Raw genomic sequence first — 18,487 nt, 5'->3', positions numbered from 1 at the left:
GATTTTCTTACTCCGACCTGCCACTGCTGACCGCGGTCAGAGACCCTGTCAGCGGCTCCTCTAAGCCCATTTATAAAGTGCCTTGCCTTCATAATCCCTTGCTTCGTTTAACCCAGATTACGGCCGCGCCTTCGGTCGGTTTTTTTAAGCTGACCACGCTGCCGCCTTTCACCATTTCTTTCGCTTTGGCGACCTGACCGGTTTTCGGATTGACATAACTAACTGAAAATAAGCCCGTCACTTTAGTCAAATCCAGCGAAACAGCATTCATTGATTCCGTATAGAGAAGGTAGCCGGTTTTTTCGTCACCCATCACCCAGTGATTTTCCGGCGTTTGGGGCCAATCCAGCGGTTTCATGCGTGCGGCATCGGCCAGCAACTGCGGGTCGCTCAGGGGTGGAATGCTGGGCATGGAACCGCCCGCCAGCAAAACCGCCCAACCCCATGCATCGGCCCCGTCAGCCGCGTAGGTAACGGCTTTTTCCGGAAATTTCCGGCGGTATTCCGATATCGCCCGGTATACCTGCCCGAACGAGCTTTTCTTCGGATTCAGCAAGCGGGCGTGCTGGCGGGGCGCCAGATTTTGCCCCCCAGCGGGCGCGTAAACCGTGCCGTTAGTCTGGTAATACCAATAGCGAATGTCCACCAGATCGACCACCGACGCCCGTTTGGCATCCGCCAGAATCGCATCCTGCACGTCTTTGGTCGTGCTCAGGCCCACTACAACTTTCTTCCCGGTTTCCTTTTCCCACTCGCTGATGGTATCAATCCAGAACTGAACGAAAGGCAGCGGCCCCGTAAACTCCGCGCCAATGAGCTGAATCACATTCGAATTCGTCCCAAAATTAGCCAGGCATTTCCGGATATAGGCCCGGTGCAACGCTCGCCGAACCGGATGCGAAACGTCGTAAAAAGGGTCGGCCATAAAAATCCGCTTATCGCCCGCATACGGGACTGGTTCCGGAAAACCGGTGTTGTTCAGGTTGTTGGCGGGACGCCAGGGAAAATCGGCGTAGTGCGCGCCGGCTTCGATAATGTTGTGCTGAAAGTAGTTTTCGTGCATCAGCACCAGCGATTTCTGGTCGGCGAGGTCGGCAAACTGCTTCAATCGGTTCCAGTACCAATGGTTGTACGTTGTTAAGTCGTACTTGCTCAGTCCATCCCAGGCGGTTTCTTTACCGCTGCGGGCAAAAGGCTGTTCATAAAACGGGGGCCAGACTTCACCGTCCATCCGCCGGATGCGTTCGTGGTCGTCGCGCCGACGGTCGTACCACAACCCGTAGTTGTGGTCGATGGCAACGATATGCTCGGTTTTCAGCGAATCAGTCATTGCGTCCAGATCGTCGGTCAATCCGCGACCCGACTGTCCGGGAACAAAGCGGGTAATATGCGGTTTGGCGTTCGCCAGTCCGTAAGGCCGGGCGCTGCCGTTCCACCAGGGCACTTCCTGCCGCCGACCGGTTAGTAGCGTATTGTCCCAAACCAGTTTTCCATGCTGAATCAGCATCGGTTCGGTCTTTGCCAAAACCGGTTCTTTGGCAACGCCAATCGCATCGATTGACGTTGTATTGGAAGCCGTTGGAATGGGTTGCCGTTGCGGAGCCGCCGTGATAAAATCGTACAATGTCGGAGCGGGATGAACGGCGAGTTTCGTCAGCATTGCGGCTACCTCCACCTTCGGGCTGCTCGACGCTTCGGATTCGACCGGCAGCAGAATGGTTCGGTCCGCGATTCTGTCGCCCAGCCGGTCTTTCAGTTGGGCGTAATACAGGCTGCGGGGTTGAATATGCTCGTTCGACATATCCCAAAAACCGTCTCCGGCAAACTGCGCCCAGGTGCCAAACGCCCAGTTCTGCGCCGTCGGCGGCTGGTAACAATCGACGCGGGAAGCCGAGCATTGCCAGAAAACGCTGTTGGCGGCATTCCAGCCCGCGCCCTGGCCATCCTGCCCCAGATTGGAAAACCGCAGGGCATTGCCATCGCTGTTGACGATATCGAACAACACGCCCGACGCCCAGCTATCGATGCCGCCACTGAAGCCAAACGGCAGGTGCGATTCGCATTGCACGAACGCGTTCGGTCCGGCACTGCAAAAACCAGCCGCAAAATCATGAAAACCGTATTCGGCGTAAAGCCGCTGACAGAGAACCTGTTGTCCCCGGATCAGGAACGTATTGCGTCGTTCTCCGCCGATTTCGGAAACCGGTTCCAGCGATAGGCAATCTTCAATCGTAACCCGTTTAGCGGTTTCCTGAACGAGCACCGATGAACCGGCAAAATGGCGAAAAACCACCTGACGCACCCAGACATCCTGCCCGTTTTCAAGCCCAATTGCCACCCAGCGGTGGTCTTCATCTTTCGGATTGGCTTTGTTATAGACTGATTCCAGCCGCAGGTTTTCGACGCCCGACTGCGCAATCCGGCCGGGCCATGCATAACGGGAAACCGTTCCTCCGCCATAAGCCGAATCCAGGGCCGTGGTCAAAGGGGCGTCGAGCGTCAATTCAGATCCGTCGATAGCCGTAATCTGGCGGTACCAGTAGAGATCGCGCTGGCCCGGTTTCCAGCCCAGCGACGTGATTCCCCCGCCGAAATGATCCGTTCCCAGCTTCTGAATCCATTCTTTGGTGGAAGGCCGACGGATTTGTATAAAGTCCCCCAGGTTGAAACCCGCCGGTTTGGCTACCCGAATTTTCAGCGCGTTGACCGGCACGTAGGAATCGGCGACTGGTACGGCGGGTTCGGTCCGGCGGTCGTTTTTTCCCGAAATCGTGATCAGGTTTTCACGGCTGAAACCCGTTCCCAGAATCGTCGTTCCATCCGACCCCATGCCACTTCCACGCAAAACGACACCCGACGCGGTTATTTTCAAACTCCCCGCAACCTCGTAAATTCCTTTTTCGAGCAAAACCGCCCCCCGAAAACCGTCCTGATTAACCGGCAATCTGGCTACATACTCAATCGCACTCTGGATACGCCGGGTGGCATCACCCTTTCGAAACGGCACAACAACCTTGATACCTACACTCGGAATAGGCTGACTACCAGCCTTATATCCACAATACGAAAAATCAGGAATGCGGTTTCCCCGTTCGTCCGCCGTGTAGACCAATTTTCCATCCGAACCTAGTGCAATCGGTTTGGGTTTCTCCGGTTTATTCCCCTGCGCACGCACCCCTCCCATCCGCACCAAGGCGACGGAAAAAGTAAGCAGGGCGATAAAAAGGCTAGGCTTGAACACGGTTTCAGTAAGTTACCCCAACTGGACGAAATTGGGGATATTTTTTACGTTCTTGGACGTACTTTCTGCACGGGAACGACACTATTCAGATAGTCTTCGATGTGCGTATAGCCGTCCTTGTTTTTATCCTGACTGGCATCCGACGGATCTTTCGGATTCAGGCCGTTTTTGGTTTCCCACTCGTCCGGCATCCCATCTTTGTCCGAATCCAGGTACGGTTTTCCGGTATAGGTCGGATAACCGCCCACCTGGTTGATATCGGTAATAATGCCGTTTTTGTAGGAATCCAGCGGCAACCGGCGGTGTTTGAACTGTGTTTCCGGCGCCTTGACGCTGGGATCGTAGGTAATTTTTCCGGTTTTGACCTGCTCAACGATCCGGGTATCAACCGGGTCACGCTTCGGCAGCGTGGCCCCGGCGTTTTCCAACACATACTCGTACGCTTGTTTTGTCGGCAAAATGGTGATTTTGGGCATGGGCAACGGCTCGTTCCATTTGATGCTGGCGGTGTATTTCCCGGCATCCGGCCCATCCTCCACCTGCACCCCACCGTCCCAGTTATCCTTCGTCACCTTCTCATTTCCCTCCACAATATTGCCGTTCACATACGCACGTCCGAAAACCAGATACCCCAGTTTACTCCGGCCCGATTCGGGTTTCAGAATCCGGTAACCGATCGGCGAATTCTTCGGTGTGAGCGGCCCTGGTTTGTAGTAATTATTGATCATGTTATACATCGCCCGGTAATCGCCCCCGTCGGTCGAACGGTGTACCCAGTTGAAAATCACGTTGTTGGCAAAGTTAAAAATGCCGTTCCAGCCAATCGACGGATTCCGGCCCGCGTTGTCGGCCCAGAGGTTTCGCATGAACGTACAGTTTTCGCCCCCAAGCGTACTGCCAAATGCGTGGTTGTAGGTATCGAGCGCTTCGGAAAAAATCGAGTTCTGAATTGTAATGTTTACCGTACCCAATTTGTCTTCGGTTTTGCCAGTGCTGTCGTTATACATATGGCGGTACATCGACATATTCTCGTCGAGTCCCCAGCTCGCCGACACGTGGTCGATCATGATGTTACCGATCGGATTTCCGCCAATCGAATCGTCGCGCCGACCGACAAAGGTTTCGCCCCGACGAAACCGCATGTACCGAATCACGACGTCGTGGGTATTGATCCAGACCGATTCGCCCGCGATGCAAACGCCGTCGCCCGGCGCCGTCTGACCGGCAATCGTGATGTACGGTGCCCTGATAATCAGCGGACTCTTTAGTTTGATGATGCCGGCCACGTTGAAGACGATGGTCCGCGCTCCGCCCTGTTCGCAGGCTTCCCGCAAGGTGCCGGGTCCCTGATCGTCGAGGCTGGTAACGACAATTACTTTACCTCCCCGACCGCCAAATGAGTAAGCGCCACCGCCTTCGGCACCCGGGAACGCCGGGATGCTGGCCTGCGGCAAATCGACCGGGCGGGCGGCCCACGGAATGTACGGTTTTCCTTCTTTAGCCTCTTTTTCGATAATCGGCAGGGCTTTTTGCCAGGCGATGTTCGACTGTCGGTAAGATTCGTTGATCAGGTCATCGCTTTGCTTCTGAACTTCCGGCGGAATGGTCGGATACTGGGCGAAAACCGCTGGCTTCACAAAAAGTAAAACGCCAAAAACAAGTACCGGAATAAGTCGCTTTTTCATGTGAAAGGGTTTCTGTCAGGTAGCTAATGCGCTCAAAAACAAAGCAATGCCTGATTATGAAAAACGCATTGGCTACATGCTATACTGATTCTCAAAATAAGGCTAAAAAATGCGGCAATACCTATATCATTTTCTCGGCAAATTATAGAATATTAGCATTCCTCCAAGTCCGGCGGGTGGCGGATGTTCCTCCTCAGCAAACGTGTTAAACTGTAAAACCGGTCGGGAATTTTCCAACACTGTGGCAAATGGTTCCGAAGTAAATGGAGGTGGGGCTTTTGCGGTGCCAGGGCGTATAAAAAAGGAATAGTGAGTTAGCCAAAGCGTGATTGCCCCCCATTTCCGAATCAGAAAATGGGTTACCCCAGATCTGCTTTCCGCAATCCAGGACAGTGAACCAGGCTTGCCACCGCTATTGATTTTACGTATCCCAACTGTCCGGTGCGGGACAAAACCTGTCCATTTGCGGACAGTAACAAACCGGTTATTTTGCGTAAAAAGGCCGTTTCTGGGTGGGGAGGGCCTTTTTAATTAGTTGGCAACAGATTTGTACGATAAAATAGAGACTAATAGCCTGTACTTATGTTTTATGCGTATTTGGAAAAATTTAAAGGAGCGGTTTTATGGATGGTCGGTATTCAATCTGGTAACCCATGAAATCGACTAAACCAAATCGTCGGACCGGAATGTCGGGCCGCGCACCCCGCTGGGCGCACTGGTTACTCATCCGACTGCATCCTGCCAATACGCTGGAGGAGGTAGAAGGTGATCTGGATGAATTATATACGTACTGGTATAACCGCTCAGGCCAAACCCAGGCCACGCTGCGTTACCTGCTGAACGTCCTGTCGGTACTGCCGCCGTTTGTCCGCCGACGAAAATTGAGTAAACAAGAACAGTACCAACGAACAACTTCCAGCTTAAACCCGACAATGATTCGTAATTATCTAAAAATCGCGTTTCGGAACCTGAAACGACAAAAAGTCTCCACCAGCATTAATGTCGTCGGTTTAGCCATCGGACTGGCTACCTGCATCCTGATCATGCTTTATGTGCAGGATGAATTTTCCTACGACCGCTACAACGAGCAAGCGGACCGGATTTTTCGGGTTGGACTCAACTTGCAGTTAAACGGGAAGGACGTTGGCGGATACAGTCTGGGCCAGAATGCCGCCCGGGATTTGAAACAGGAATTTCCGGAAGTACTAAAAGCAACGCGCATCCGCGGGGGAAGTGAGTTTGTCAGCTACGGAACAACCTCGTTCCGACAGGATAATCTGCTGCTTGCCGACTCCACTTTTTTCGACGTATTCACCATTCCGTTCCTGAAAGGGAATCCCAGGCGGGCATTGGCGGAGCCCAACACGGTGGTATTGACCGAAGAAACCGCCCGGAAATACTTCGGCAATCAGGACCCGATTGGAAAAGCCCTGGCATTTGGCAGCGACAAAACGCCCTATCGGGTTACCGGGGTGGTCCGAAATGTACCGACGAACTCCCATTTTCAGTTCGATATGCTGGCCACGCTGGTCGGTCGTGACCAAATCATCGATTGGCCGGGATGGCTGTACAATATCAACTACCAAACCTATCTGCTGCTGCCCGAACACTACGATTATAAAAAGCTGGAGGCTAAAATCCCCCAACTCGCTGAAAAACAGATCGGGAGCGAACTACTGAAATGGCTGAAATTGACCCCGAAACAGTTTCGTGAGCGGGGTGACGATTTTGGGGTTTTCCTGCAACCGCTCACCGACATTCATTTGTATTCCAGGACTGATTCAAACCCCGGGGGCACTATTACGTACGTGTACGTGCTGACGGCTATTGCGGCCTTTATGCTGCTGATTGCCTGTGTGAACTTTATGAACCTGTCGACGGCCACGGCCGTCCGGCGGTCCCGTGAGGTTGGGGTACGTAAAGTGCTGGGTTCGGTGAAAGGCCAATTGCAGCAGCAGTTTCTGATCGAATCGGTCCTGCTGGCGGTGGTGGCGCTGCTGGTTGGATTGCTGGTGGTCAGTCTGGCGCTGCCCTTCTTTAATCAATTGACTGGCAAGACTCTTAAAATCAATCTATTAACCGAGCCATCCATTGCCGCTGGTTTGGTGGCGGGAACCGTATTGGTGGGCTTGCTGGCCGGTAGTTACCCGGCTTTTTACCTGGCTTCCTTTAAGCCGGTTTTAGTCCTGAAAGGCCGGATGACCGCCGGACGCGGCAGCTTCAACCTGCGAAGCGGTTTGGTGGTGTTTCAATTTTTTGTTACCATTTCGATGATCATTGCCACCGTTACCGCCGACCGGCAACTGCGCTACATGCAGGCTCAGAAAGTGGGTTTTAATCACGAACAGGTACTGGTGATTCATGATACCAACATGCTCCGAAACAACGAAGCCGTATTCCGCGACCAGATCATTCGGTCTCCGCAAGTCGTTAGGGGGAGTATTTCCGGGCAGGTACCCGTTGGCCGGACAAACCTGGATAATACCACCGTACGGGCCAAAGAAAATCCTGATCAAGGCGTCATGACCCGGTTCTATTTCGTTGATCCTGAGTACATTCCGACACTGGGAATGCACATGGTGCAGGGGCGTAATTTTTCAAAACGTTTTCCTACCGATGCCTCCGGGGTTATTCTGAATGAAACGGCGGTCCAGGCGCTGGGCTGGCAGAAGAATCCAATCGGAAGAGAGTTGATCGGCTACACGGATGATAATGGCGTACAGATGATTTACCGGGTCGTGGGTGTGGTCAGCGATTTTCATTTCGAATCCCTGCGGCAGAAGATCGGACCACTGGCCCTATTTTTGGGTAGAAATTCAGGGAACATTCTCGTCAAAACTCGCACGGATAAACTTCCGGAATTTCTGGCTTCATTGAAGCAGCAATGGGAATCCTATTCGCCCGGTGCCCCTTTTTCCTATTCGTTTCTGGACGACCGGTTTGCGCAGGTTTACGTCAGTGAGCAAAAAATAGAGCAGGTGTTAACGCTCTTCTCAAGCCTGACGATCTTCATTGCCTGTCTGGGGTTATTCGGCCTGGCTACGCACACTGCCGAACAACGGACCAAAGAGATTGGCGTTCGGAAAGTACTGGGCGCATCCGTTGGCAGTGTGGTGGCCTTGCTCTCCAGAGATTTTCTCAAACTCGTACTGATCGCGCTGGTGCTGGCTTCTCCGGTTGCCTGGTGGGGCATGAATCAATGGCTGGAGGAATTTGCCTATAAGGTCACGATTGACTGGTGGATTTTTGCCCTGGCCGGGCTTCTGGCGGTTGGAATTGCCCTGCTGACGGTGAGTTTCCAAAGTATCAAAGCCGCCTTAACAAATCCCGTCAAAAGCTTACGGAGCGAATAAAGGCGCTGGGTTGGGAACAGAAGGTAAAACCGCCTGGCGGAACACCTTCTGTGCCAAACCCAGTGGCTATGCCCTATAGCATGTTCAGCAGATTCCCGACCATCGTCGGCGAACCGATGTAGAGTGGGGTGCGCTGGTGGAAGCTGAACGGTTTGATATCCAGCACCGATTGGTCCCCCGAAGACGCCCGGCAACCCGTCATTTCGGCCAGAAAAGCCAGCGGATAGGCTTCGTAGAGCAGCCGGAGCTTGCCATCCGGATTTTTTTTCGTCGGCGGATACAAATAAATACCGCCTTTCAGCAAATTCCGGTGAAAATCGCCGACCAGCGAACCGATGTAGCGGGACGTGTATTTTTTCCGGCGGCATTGGGATAAGTAGTCTTGTACACCCGGTTCGTAGTCGTCCAGATTGCCGTCGTTGCAGGAATAAATCTGGCCAACGGCCGGGCTTTGAATGTCGGGATGCGACAGGATAAACTCGCCGAGCGATGCGTCGTAGGTAAAACCGTTCGCATTGTGGCCGGTCGTATACACCAGAATCGTCGAAGAACCGTAGAGAATGTAACCGGCCGCCACCTGCCGCCGTCCCCCCTGCAAAAAATCGGCCATCGTCGGCTGCGTTCCGATCGGCGTTACGCGTCGGTAAATGGAGAAAATCGTACCAATCGACACATTTACATCGATGTTGGACGAACCGTCGAGCGGGTCCATGGCCACAACGTATTTGGCATGGTTGTTACCGGTGTAAATAATTTCTTCCTCTTCTTCCGAGATAATCGCACAGGCTTCGCCCCCGTTTTTCAGCGCCCGGCTGAACCGGATGTTGGCAATCATGTCCAGTTTCTGCTGACTTTCGCCCTGCACATTCTGGATGCCCATCCCGCCGGTGAGGTCGATCAAACCCGCCCGGTTTACTTCCCGGTGGATGATTTTTCCGGCCAGCGCAATGTCGCGCAACAACTGCGAGAGTTCGCCGGTTGCATACGGGAAGGCGGTTTGCCGGTGCATGATGTACCGGTCCAGGGTGACGCCCACCGGTAAGGCCAACGGATGCGATGCCGTTATTTCCATCTGCTGTACATTCATCGTCGTTGAGAGTTTATATGGGTGCATTGTTCGTTTACAGAATCGCAATACCGGTAGGAACAGGACGGACCAATCCAGTTAAAAAATTATCTTTTTCGCAGAAATGGCTAAAACCGGATTCGGAGAGGAATAGTTGGATAATAGGATAAGATTAGGCAGGAAGTTTTTTATTTTAAAACTTTACTGACTATTTATTCACGCAATCGTTACCGGGAACGTTCCCGGACGTTGTTTCAGCTGGAAAAACGACTGGGTTATTTTTTGAATTTTACCAATATCCACCTTGGACACCATCACCATTAAAGACATCGCCCGTGCCCTGAACCTTTCGACCTCGACCGTGTCGCGGGCGCTGCGGGACAGCTACGAAATCAACGCCGAAACCAAGCGGCAGGTCGTCGAATACGCCGAACGATTGCACTACCGGCCTAACCCGATTGCGGTGAGTTTAAAAGAAAACCGCAGCCGGGTGATCGGCGTCATTGTGCCGCAAATTGCCAATCTGTTTTTCTCGCAGGTTATCAACGGCATCGAGGCTGTGGCCTATAACCGGGGTTATCACGTCAGCATCTTCCAAAGCCACGAGTCGTACGAACGGGAGTTGGCAACGGTGCAGCAGGTGGTGGCCCGCAAAGCCGACGGTTTACTGATTTCGTTGTCCAGCAACACCGTCGATGTGTCGTATTTGCGGCAGCTTCAGGAGAAAAAACTACCGATTGTGCTGTTTGACCGGGCTTCGAAAGACCTCGATGTCCCGAGCGTGACGGCGGATAATTTTGCGGGGGCTTTTGCAGCGACGGAACACCTGATTCAGATGGGTCGCCGGCGAATCGCACACGTGGCGATTCCGGCAAGTATTTCCATTGCGCAGGAACGGCTGGCGGGGTACCGGTTTGCGCTGGAAAAATACGGAATTCCGTACGATGAAAACCTGGTTCGGCACGCCGGTTTTGGCCCAAATGAAGTAGAACCCATTGTCAATGATCTGCTTATTCAATCGCCGGATGCGTTTTTTGCCGCCAGTGATCGGCTGGCTATCGGCTGTCTGGCCACGTTGAAAAAGTGGAACATTGCGATCCCCGGCCAAATTGCGCTGATTGGATTTACCAACATCACCGTGGCGGATTTGCTGGACCCACCGATGACGACCGTCGAACAACCGGCGCTGGAAATTGGTCAGGTAGCCGCCGGGCGATTGATCGATTTGATCGAAGGAAAACAGAAAACCGTATCATCCGACCCCGTAAAAATCGCAACCCGGCTGGTGATTCGGGCATCGACACAAGCCGGATTGTAATTAAACGAGTGTTTGGAAGTTTTAACCGTGGGCTAACAATTTTATTTCAGGACATAAATCAATTATTCCCCGGACCCGGCCCGCCCGGACGGCCACCACCGCCGGGGAACCGTCCCCCTCCTCCGCCATTCCGCCAATTCTGGCCGTCGGGCCGATCGGTGCCGCGAGCCGGAGAAGCTGATGCTTTAAACTGGCGGAGATTATACGTAAACGTCAGCATAAAATACCGCTGCAACACCTGCGCACGGCTGTTTTCCACGTACGTATCCGCTTGCGTAACGCTCAGGCTGTTGTTTTGCTTCAGCAAATCGAAAACCGTTACCTTCAGTTCACCCCGCTGATCTTTCAGGAATTTCTTGCCCACACCCGCATTCCAGAGGGTGTAATGCTGATTGATGCTGCCATTGAAACCGGTGTACTTCTGGTTCGAAATGTCCGATTGCAGTACTAGACCGGGGCCAAAAATCCAGTTGACCCGGCCACTCAGCACCTGAAAATAATACTTGTTGTTGTTTTGTGGCTGGAGCGAATACTTCACATCGTTGAAGTTTCCGGAGTACGACAGCGAGAAGTCCAGCTTCTGGCTGATGTTACTGCTTAGGTTGACGCCCTGCGACCAGGTCATGCTGTTGGCGTTGTTGATCTGGTTGTTGATTAAACTGGGCGATGATCCGTAGGTGTTCCCAATATTGATGCTGATGTTACTCTTGATGAATTTGAGCGGGGTGCTGTACGTCACAAACGTCCGGAGATTCCATAAACCGCTCAGATTGACCGGACGGGCAAATTGCACGCCCTGTCCCAGCGTCGTGCCATCGGGCAGCGTGGCCGTTCCGTTACTGATCAGCGTAGACGTTCCGATGTAATTATTGGTCGAACTCATGTTCACAAAAACGAACAGACTGCGGCCTTTTGCCGGTTTGGTGAGCTGGTAACGCGCCGAAACGTTGTGACTATACGACTGTTTCAGGTTCGGATTACCGGCCGACAGAAACAGCGGATTCGAATTGTCAAGTACATTCTGGAGTTGCGTCACGCCCGGTGCCTGCGTATTGGTGCGGTAAAAAACCCGGATGCGGCTGTCGATGGCGAGTTTGATGTCGAGCATCGCCGACGGCAACAGGTTGTTGAAATGCGCCTGCACGTCGTTGTTCAGCGGAAACGTCTGGTCGCTGAGCAGGTCCGCGCGCTGGTAATTCAGGTTGACATTCAACCCCATTTTGGGCGACCGGTAATTGTAACCGACACCCGCCTGATTGGTAAAGTAATCGTTCTGAAACGTGTTCGACAACAACGAATCCAGTTGATCGTAGCGCATCGTCGCCGGATTGTAGCGGTTGGTCCGTTTCCGGGCGTCGCTGTAGCGGTAGGTCGTCGTGTAATTGATCTGCAACTGGCTTAGTTTCGAAAGCGGTTCCGTGAAGGCTGCGTTGAGCGAATATTGGTAGCTCGGTGTGTTGTTGTTCGTTTCCTGCTGAATGCGCTGATCCGGGGTTTTTCCGGTAAAATATTCATTCAGAGACAATTGCGTCACATCCCGATCCTGCGTACTGATCTGCGTACCGAAGTTCAGGGAAAGCGACCGCCCGCGTTTTTCGAACCGGTGCCGGAACAGAATATTGTTGCTGAAGTTGAATGCTTTGGTCAGGGATCTCGTGTTCGTGTTACTGCGGTTGAGCAGCAAACTGTCGGGTGGCAAAATCGGGTTGAAGTTGTTGCCCAAGGTCGGATTTTCGGACGTGCTGTCGCCGGCCAGGTAGGTGATGCCCTGCGAACTGCTCGACGAATTGTTATTTTGCCACCGCAAACGGGGCGTCACCAGCAGCGAATTTTTGGAGTTGATCGTGTATTCAAGCCGGAAATCCAGACGGTGATTGCTGTTCGTGCTGCGGGTATCGCTGTTCTGGAGGTAATTCTGACTGGCATTTTCGGTCAGCGTATACCGGCGAAAAACCGTCTGCGAGTTGTTGTTGGTGCTGTTGTTGAAGAAATAACTGCCCCGAACGGTGACGTGCTTGCCCCAGTCGTCGGAAAAATTCAGACCGATGGAGTTGGTTTTGTTGATCCCGCTCTGCTGCCCGACCAGAAAGTTGTCGGCACTGCTGCCACCGCCCCCCTGACCACCTCCTCCGCCCCCACGGCCACCACCTCCACGGCCTCCGCCACCCGGTCCTCCGCCCCCCCCACCACTACTAGCGACACCGGTCAGATCCTGCGAAGAGAAGTTTTGCTGGTTGATGTTGTTGCTCAACCCGACGATGGAAAACCGCCGGGCGCCGTTGAACAGGTTGACGTTTCCGCCCGCCGAATAGGTGTCGTTGGTGCCATAACCGGCATACACCCGGCCAAAGGTACCGTTCTGCCGGTCTCCGCGCGTGACGATGTTGATGGTTTTGGTGGTCTGCCCGTCATTAAAACCGGTAAACTGAGCCTGGTCGCTCATGCGGTCAAAAATCTCGATCTTATCGACGACTTCGGCGGGCAGGTTCTTTAGGGCAATACTCGGATCGTCGCCGAAAAAGATCTTTCCATCCACCAGTACCTGCTGCACATCTTCACCCTGGGCTTTCACGGTGCCGTTTTCAACGGTGATGCCCGGCATTTTCTTGATCAGATCTTCCGTCGTCGCGTCGCGGGTTACTTTAAAAGCTTCGGCATTCAGCTGGAGCGTGTCGCCTTTCTGCTGCGCGGGCGGTATCTGCCCTTTCACCACAACTTCCTTGAGCATTTTGGAGTCTTCCGCCAGCGTGATGGTTCCCAAATCCTGAACGGTTTCGGAAACCGTAATGATCTTGTCGTAATCTGTAAAGCCTAAATAACTGGCTTTCAGCCGATACGCTTGTGGACTCAGGTTCGTGAATGTAAATACACCACTCGTATCCGTTACGGCATATTGCTTCTGGGTCGTATCTGCCTGAGACGTCAAAATAACCGGTACCCCGATCAGCAGGCTATTCTTGGCATCGGCAAATTTTCCGGTTAATTGGTTGGTCTGCGCAAAAAGAGCAGTCGTCGAGGTTAGCAGAAGGGCCAAAACTGCATGGATACGAGCCCGATATGGCCCTGACCGGGCGAATCGAAAACGAAACGGGGGTAGAAGAGTTACATTCATTCGTTCAATGGGTGAATACAAATTCGGGCGGTTTCACCGGTTTTGTCATCCCAATGGAAACCACGGCGATGACAAAAACCGGCGAACGACTGGACTAAAATTCGATGAAGCGCAATCCTGACAGTTGGAATATACAGGATACAGACTGTGAAGCGGTTTTGTTTTATTTATTTCCGCCCGGCCGACGCCCCCGCATGGCTCTTTCTTCCTTAAACGTTCCTTTGGCGTCAAAAACCACCACTTTTCGGGTGGTATCCGCCACCACCACCAGATTGTAATTGTCTTCTTTGTCCTTCATGATCCGCCGGACAGTCATGCCGGGGTATTTGTCTTTCACGTAAGCCATCACCGGAGCGGGTAAGGCGCTTTCTTCGACTTGCGTCATGCCTTCCATCATCCGGCCTCCGCCCCCACCGCCTTGTCCATTCTGCGCTTTGCTTTCAAAAACGGTCATCCCGGCCAGTAGCAGGGCAATACACATTACTTTTTTCATGATGGTAACCTGTTTAGTTGTAGTGCTTAGATGTCAATTTCCGGCAAACCCTGCGGGTGATTTCAAAAAAAGAGGATTATTTTTCTGAACGGTCCCTCCGCGTGGAATCCGACCGGTGTCTTCCCGGCCACCCTGAGCGGCCAAACGGGCCAAAACCAGGTCGTTCGGCCAGCACCTGTTGCAATTTTTTCCGTTGTTCGGGCGTACACAACGCGCTCACTTTTTGAAAATGCCGCAGATTCAGCACGTCCAGCCGGGCGTTTTTCTCTTCAATTTGCCGGGCCTGCTCCATCAAAACCGCATCGGTTTGCGTCGAATCGCTTACCTGTTCATAAAACCGTTTGCGTTCCTGCCGCATCGAATCCAGCAGCGGTTTGATCGTCTTGAAATGGTTCTGGCGCATTGCCCGGTATTGGGTCCGCTGTTCGTCCGAGAAACCAAGGGTTTTGGACAAATACGACCGACCGTCGCCGTGTCCATCGCGCTCGTGCCGCTGCGAACCCAGCCACATCCAGGTCAGCAAACCGGCATTCAGCAACACCAGTGCGACAATGATGCCGATCAGCATTCTAACTTTATTGCGGTCATTCATCGGCGTACACGGTTTGGTGATCGAGTTGATAATCCTGCACAAATGCCTCGTAGGTGCCGGGTTCGGCTTCCGTCGCCGGTGTACTCGGGCTGGTTTTCCAGATCGCAACCGATACGTTAAGCGCAATCAAAATGCCGAGCGTGCCGAGGGCATAGGCCGGTTTTTGTAACCACCACGGCAACAAAGCCGCCAGTTCCGGCTGTCCCATTCGGTGCTCCACTCGGGCTTTCAGCCGGTTTTCCAATCTCGTATAAAAGAAAGGCCGCGGTTGGGCGGGCTCCAGATTGCCCAACTGCCGAAACCGGTCTTCCCAGAGTTGATCTTCTTCGTTCGTGTTCATGATGTCACGGATTACTTCTTTCTTTATAATAGGGTGTCAATTGTTTGCGGAGATTCTGTTTGGCCCGGTGCAGCAGCGATTCCACCGCCGAAACACTGACCTCCATCACCTCCGCAATTTCGCGGTGGCTTTGTTCGTCGATATAGTGTAAAATGAAGGCGACTTTTTGCGTATCGGCCAGTTTATCAATTGCTTTGAAAAGCATCTTCATCTCCTCGTTCTGTTCCAGCGAAACCCCCGGATGGTGGAAATCGGGCGGATGGTGCAACACTTCGTTGTTCAGGCCAAACAAACTGGTCAGGATCGAAAACCGCTTTTGCGCTTTCCGTTTCCGGTGATGCGCCAGCGCTTTCGAGGTCGTGATGCGGTACAGCCAGGTGGTCAGCCGGGCTTCTTCCCGAAATTGCCGGACGGTTTGGTACACTTCGATGAACACTTCCTGCGCAATGTCCTCAGCCTCCTGGGGTTGCTGCACAATCACCAGCGCAATGTGGTAGACCTTGTCCTGATATGTCTCGACAAGCATCCGAAAAGCCGACTCCCGGCCCGCTTTCAGCGCAGCGATTAGTTCGGACTCCTGCAAACGGTCGATATCGTTAAAAGTGAACACATGGGATTAGGTACGAAAGATTGGAAAATCCTGCGGGACTCGTTTGTTTTTTTTCATTAGCCGTAAAAAAAGCACCATTCTGTCGGAAATGGTGCCTCTTTAAAAAGGTTTCTTGTGCGCACTCATGGATCACAGTTTCGTGAACTCAACCCGCCGGTTGACGGCCTTGGCTTCCGGCGTTAGTTTGGGGTCAATCGGTTTGGTCTGTCCGTATCCTTTCGCCACCAGGCGGTTTTTATCAATGCCCATGGCGGCCAATTGATTCAGGACGGCGTCGGCCCGCGACTGCGATAATTTCAGGTTATAATCCGGCGTTCCGTCGGAATCTGTATGTCCACCAATCTCCAGTTTATCCGCCGGATTCGCTTTTAAATACGTAACGATTTCCCGAATCACCGTGATGCTTTCCGGTTTTAATTCGTACTTATTGACGTCAAACTTGATGGCGTGCGTAATGAATTTCCCACCGACAAACGCTATTTTTTTCGGGATCGCCGTTCCTATTCGGAAATTCTTCAATAATATATTCATCTTGCCCGACTTATTACCCGTTATCATAACGCTATTCGGTTGCAGTCGGCAGTCCGCAATATCGATCATCTTATACTGATCAAGATAGACTACCAAGTGTTTTTTAAACTGCGCAATCGAAACGTGTACCCATCGGTTATAAAACTTGTCTTCTCCAAAATACTCCGCCGGATTATCTTTGGTGTCATGCCCATCGTTCGGATAATAAACGCTCAGGGCGTGTTTATTGGGCGTAATCAGCACCTGGCTATCGTCATGAAGCAGGAGAATTTCAATACCCGGATTTCCATCATAACCGGCATCCAGCCAGGTGTCGTATTCGATGGTTAAACTATCCGGTATTTTCTTCCCACCGAATAACATCGGCGTTAATTTGGTGTAATATTCATCGATCGAAATACATTTCTGCCCCTCGAAATCAATGATGGAAGCCTTCCCGCTCATGCCCCACTTTCCCAGCGGTTTTTCGCCCGTTTTATACGTTAAATTATCTTCAAACAAGGTTTTTTCTCCGGCCACAAAGTCATACTTGTCGTACGATCTATCGATGGTCTGGCCGAAACTGGTGAACGAGAAGAATGCCAGAAAAAGCAAACTAAGGGAGCGCATGTTTTAAGGAAAGTTACGGTTTAGGAAGCGGTTTTAATCTTAATTGATGACCACAGGCCCAATTGGTAGGATAGGTGTATTTAAAAATTGGTTGACCTTGTCGGATAACCCAGTCAATACCACATAGGTATTGATTTCAGCATTTAAAACAAAAACGGTCAATGTATATTTCTCAAAATTCTGCTGATGCTGCAGATTTTTATCAAAAGTTAGTAAAGCATCAAAGCCGTCCGCAATCATCAATTTTAATAGCTCGCCATTTTTGATACCATTCCAACCTTTATCGCGAACGGTAAACACTTCATGCGCTGGAAAATCTAACTTCAACCGCTTGGGCAGATTTTCGTCAAGCAACAGCCGCATAAAACTGATTTACGTTTTTAGACGTCAACAATCGGTTTGCCAGTTCCAGAATAGCAATGGCCTGTTCTTTCGTCACGGTTGGAAAATCATCCAAAAAATCGTCCAGTGAAACGCCTGCTTCCAAATGGTCAAACAGCGACTCCACTGGAACGCGTGTTCCCGTAAATACAGGTTGTCCCCCCAGAATATCAGGATCAATGGTTATTAATGTCTTGATGTCCATGACTTAAAGATAGTAAATATTGGCTACCCGCATGCGGTTTTTAAGTTGTCCACGGTTTTCCACACTTATTCACTCGTTGGATTATTCCAGCCCAGCTGTCTCCCATTTCCCCATCTGCTTCGCCAGATCGATCATCCGCTGCCCGGATTCCGTCATCAATCCGTCCCGAATCAGGCGTTCCACGCGTTCGATGTTCGAGCGGCTCCAGTTGCTTTTGGGCTTGCGGGGCGAAAACCGCTGGTAGCGGCTTTCGGCGTCCCGTTTGTTCGTCAGCGAATCGATCCAGCCAAAACACAAGGCTTCTTCCACCGCTTCCCTATAAGAAACACTCGGTTTTTCGCTGCTTTTCGAATAAAGGATAAGGCAAATTTCGGTTTTCGACTGGCTGTTATTTTCCAGCCATTGCCGCCATTGCTGCCGGTTTTCGGCCGAAACGGCTTCGATATTTCGGTTGGTTTCCATGATAACGTCCGGTTTTTGTAATCAGTTAATTTGGCGGGAAGTCAGCATTTCGAGGTAATGTTTGTTGGTCATGACGCCCAGAATATTCCCAAACGGGTCGATCACCGATGCCGTCATAAATGCTCCTTTTCCGCCACTGTGATCGGTGATCGGTTGGTATAAAGCCGCTCCCAAAGCGATCAGACGATCCAGCGTTGCCTGTAAATCGTCGACGTGCCAGTAGGAGATTGACCCGGCGGGTCCTTTCGTGGCACCTTCGGGTGCGTAGGCGCTGTCGATGATACCTAATTCGTGCTGGTAATCGCCAATGCGAAATTCGATATAGCCCGGCACGTTGAAGTACGGTTCAAGACCCAACAATTCGCTGTACCATTCTTTGGCGGCTTCGAGGTCGGATGCGTAGAAACTGATGGTGGAAAGTCCGCGTAATACGTGTGATGATGCCATGTTGATTTTGTTTAAAGTGATTCGTTAAACAAAAGTAAACCG

At 52.0% G+C, this 18,487-nt stretch carries 16 protein-coding genes; 3 read left to right on the top strand and 13 right to left on the bottom strand.

Annotated features, from left to right (window positions below; all coding sequences use genetic code 11):
- Window positions 1-88 precede the first annotated feature (88 nt).
- Together EHT25_RS18395 and EHT25_RS18390 are read right to left on the bottom strand one after the other, a co-directional pair.
- Entirely contained in the window at window positions 89-3,241 is a 3,153-nt protein-coding gene (locus EHT25_RS18395; RefSeq protein WP_185731409.1) for a DUF6298 domain-containing protein, read from the bottom strand.
- A gap of 44 nt (window positions 3,242-3,285) precedes the next feature.
- Window positions 3,286-4,926 carry a pectate lyase family protein gene (locus tag EHT25_RS18390; protein ID WP_124876591.1) on the bottom strand — a complete coding sequence of 547 codons (1,641 nt, stop codon included), beginning with the start codon at window positions 4,924-4,926 and terminating at the stop codon, window positions 3,286-3,288.
- A 653-nt stretch (window positions 4,927-5,579) separates the two neighbouring features.
- Here EHT25_RS18390 and EHT25_RS18385 point away from each other — a divergent pair.
- The gene (locus EHT25_RS18385) at window positions 5,580-8,279 is read left to right on the top strand and encodes an ABC transporter permease (RefSeq protein ID WP_229311630.1); all 2,700 of its coding nucleotides are present in this window, start codon (window positions 5,580-5,582) and stop codon (window positions 8,277-8,279) included.
- Window positions 8,280-8,352: 73 nt separating this feature from the next.
- Here the strand turns inward: EHT25_RS18385 and fbp are convergent, their stop codons facing one another.
- On the bottom strand, window positions 8,353-9,351 hold the full coding sequence (gene fbp / locus EHT25_RS18380) for a class 1 fructose-bisphosphatase (RefSeq protein ID WP_124877098.1): 999 nt from the start codon (window positions 9,349-9,351) through the stop codon (window positions 8,353-8,355).
- 298 nt (window positions 9,352-9,649) lie between these two features.
- On the opposite strand from fbp, the gene EHT25_RS18375 reads away from it, so the two are divergent.
- Window positions 9,650-10,663: a LacI family DNA-binding transcriptional regulator gene (locus EHT25_RS18375; RefSeq protein WP_124876590.1), complete on the top strand. Its 1,014-nt coding sequence runs from the start codon at window positions 9,650-9,652 to the stop codon at window positions 10,661-10,663.
- Between the two features lie 58 nt (window positions 10,664-10,721).
- On the opposite strand, the gene EHT25_RS18370 is transcribed toward EHT25_RS18375, so the two are convergent.
- Window positions 10,722-13,697, bottom strand: a complete 2,976-nt coding sequence (locus EHT25_RS18370; protein ID WP_229311625.1) for an outer membrane beta-barrel protein — start codon at window positions 13,695-13,697, stop codon at window positions 10,722-10,724.
- Window positions 13,698-13,720: 23 nt separating this feature from the next.
- Between EHT25_RS18370 and EHT25_RS32720 the strand changes: the two genes are divergently transcribed.
- Window positions 13,721-13,873, top strand: a complete 153-nt coding sequence (locus EHT25_RS32720; RefSeq protein ID WP_185731436.1) for a hypothetical protein — start codon at window positions 13,721-13,723, stop codon at window positions 13,871-13,873.
- A 65-nt stretch (window positions 13,874-13,938) separates the two neighbouring features.
- Here EHT25_RS32720 and EHT25_RS18365 read toward each other — a convergent pair whose 3' ends face one another.
- From EHT25_RS18365 to EHT25_RS18325, 9 genes are all read right to left on the bottom strand, one after another.
- Complete coding sequence (locus tag EHT25_RS18365) at window positions 13,939-14,268, bottom strand: hypothetical protein (protein WP_124876588.1); 330 nt, start codon at window positions 14,266-14,268, stop codon at window positions 13,939-13,941.
- Between the two features lie 76 nt (window positions 14,269-14,344).
- Window positions 14,345-14,860 carry a Spy/CpxP family protein refolding chaperone gene (locus EHT25_RS18360; RefSeq protein ID WP_124876587.1) on the bottom strand — a complete coding sequence of 172 codons (516 nt, stop codon included), beginning with the start codon at window positions 14,858-14,860 and terminating at the stop codon, window positions 14,345-14,347.
- Window positions 14,853-15,200 carry a hypothetical protein gene (locus EHT25_RS18355; protein WP_124876586.1) on the bottom strand — a complete coding sequence of 116 codons (348 nt, stop codon included), beginning with the start codon at window positions 15,198-15,200 and terminating at the stop codon, window positions 14,853-14,855. The genes EHT25_RS18360 and EHT25_RS18355 overlap by 8 nt, the downstream gene beginning before the upstream one ends.
- A 4-nt stretch (window positions 15,201-15,204) precedes the next feature.
- A complete protein-coding gene (locus EHT25_RS18350) occupies window positions 15,205-15,810 on the bottom strand; it encodes an RNA polymerase sigma factor (RefSeq protein ID WP_229311624.1) in 606 nt (201 codons plus the stop codon).
- A gap of 129 nt (window positions 15,811-15,939) precedes the next feature.
- Window positions 15,940-16,950: an OmpA family protein gene (locus EHT25_RS18345; protein ID WP_124876585.1), complete on the bottom strand. Its 1,011-nt coding sequence runs from the start codon at window positions 16,948-16,950 to the stop codon at window positions 15,940-15,942.
- Window positions 16,951-16,989: 39 nt separating this feature from the next.
- Window positions 16,990-17,313 carry a DUF5615 family PIN-like protein gene (locus tag EHT25_RS18340; RefSeq protein WP_124876584.1) on the bottom strand — a complete coding sequence of 108 codons (324 nt, stop codon included), beginning with the start codon at window positions 17,311-17,313 and terminating at the stop codon, window positions 16,990-16,992.
- A complete protein-coding gene (locus EHT25_RS18335) occupies window positions 17,297-17,536 on the bottom strand; it encodes a DUF433 domain-containing protein (protein WP_124876583.1) in 240 nt (79 codons plus the stop codon). The genes EHT25_RS18340 and EHT25_RS18335 overlap by 17 nt, the downstream gene beginning before the upstream one ends.
- An 81-nt stretch (window positions 17,537-17,617) precedes the next feature.
- Complete coding sequence (locus tag EHT25_RS18330) at window positions 17,618-17,998, bottom strand: YdeI/OmpD-associated family protein (RefSeq protein WP_124876582.1); 381 nt, start codon at window positions 17,996-17,998, stop codon at window positions 17,618-17,620.
- Window positions 17,999-18,019: 21 nt separating this feature from the next.
- On the bottom strand, window positions 18,020-18,445 hold the full coding sequence (locus EHT25_RS18325; RefSeq protein WP_124876581.1) for a VOC family protein: 426 nt from the start codon (window positions 18,443-18,445) through the stop codon (window positions 18,020-18,022).
- Window positions 18,446-18,487: the final 42 nt, after the last annotated feature.

The sequence above is a fragment of the Larkinella rosea genome, from assembly GCF_003858635.1.
In the GTDB taxonomy this organism is placed as follows: Bacteria; Bacteroidota; Bacteroidia; order Cytophagales; family Spirosomataceae; genus Larkinella; species Larkinella rosea.
This window is presented reverse-complemented; position numbering and strand designations above follow the sequence as displayed.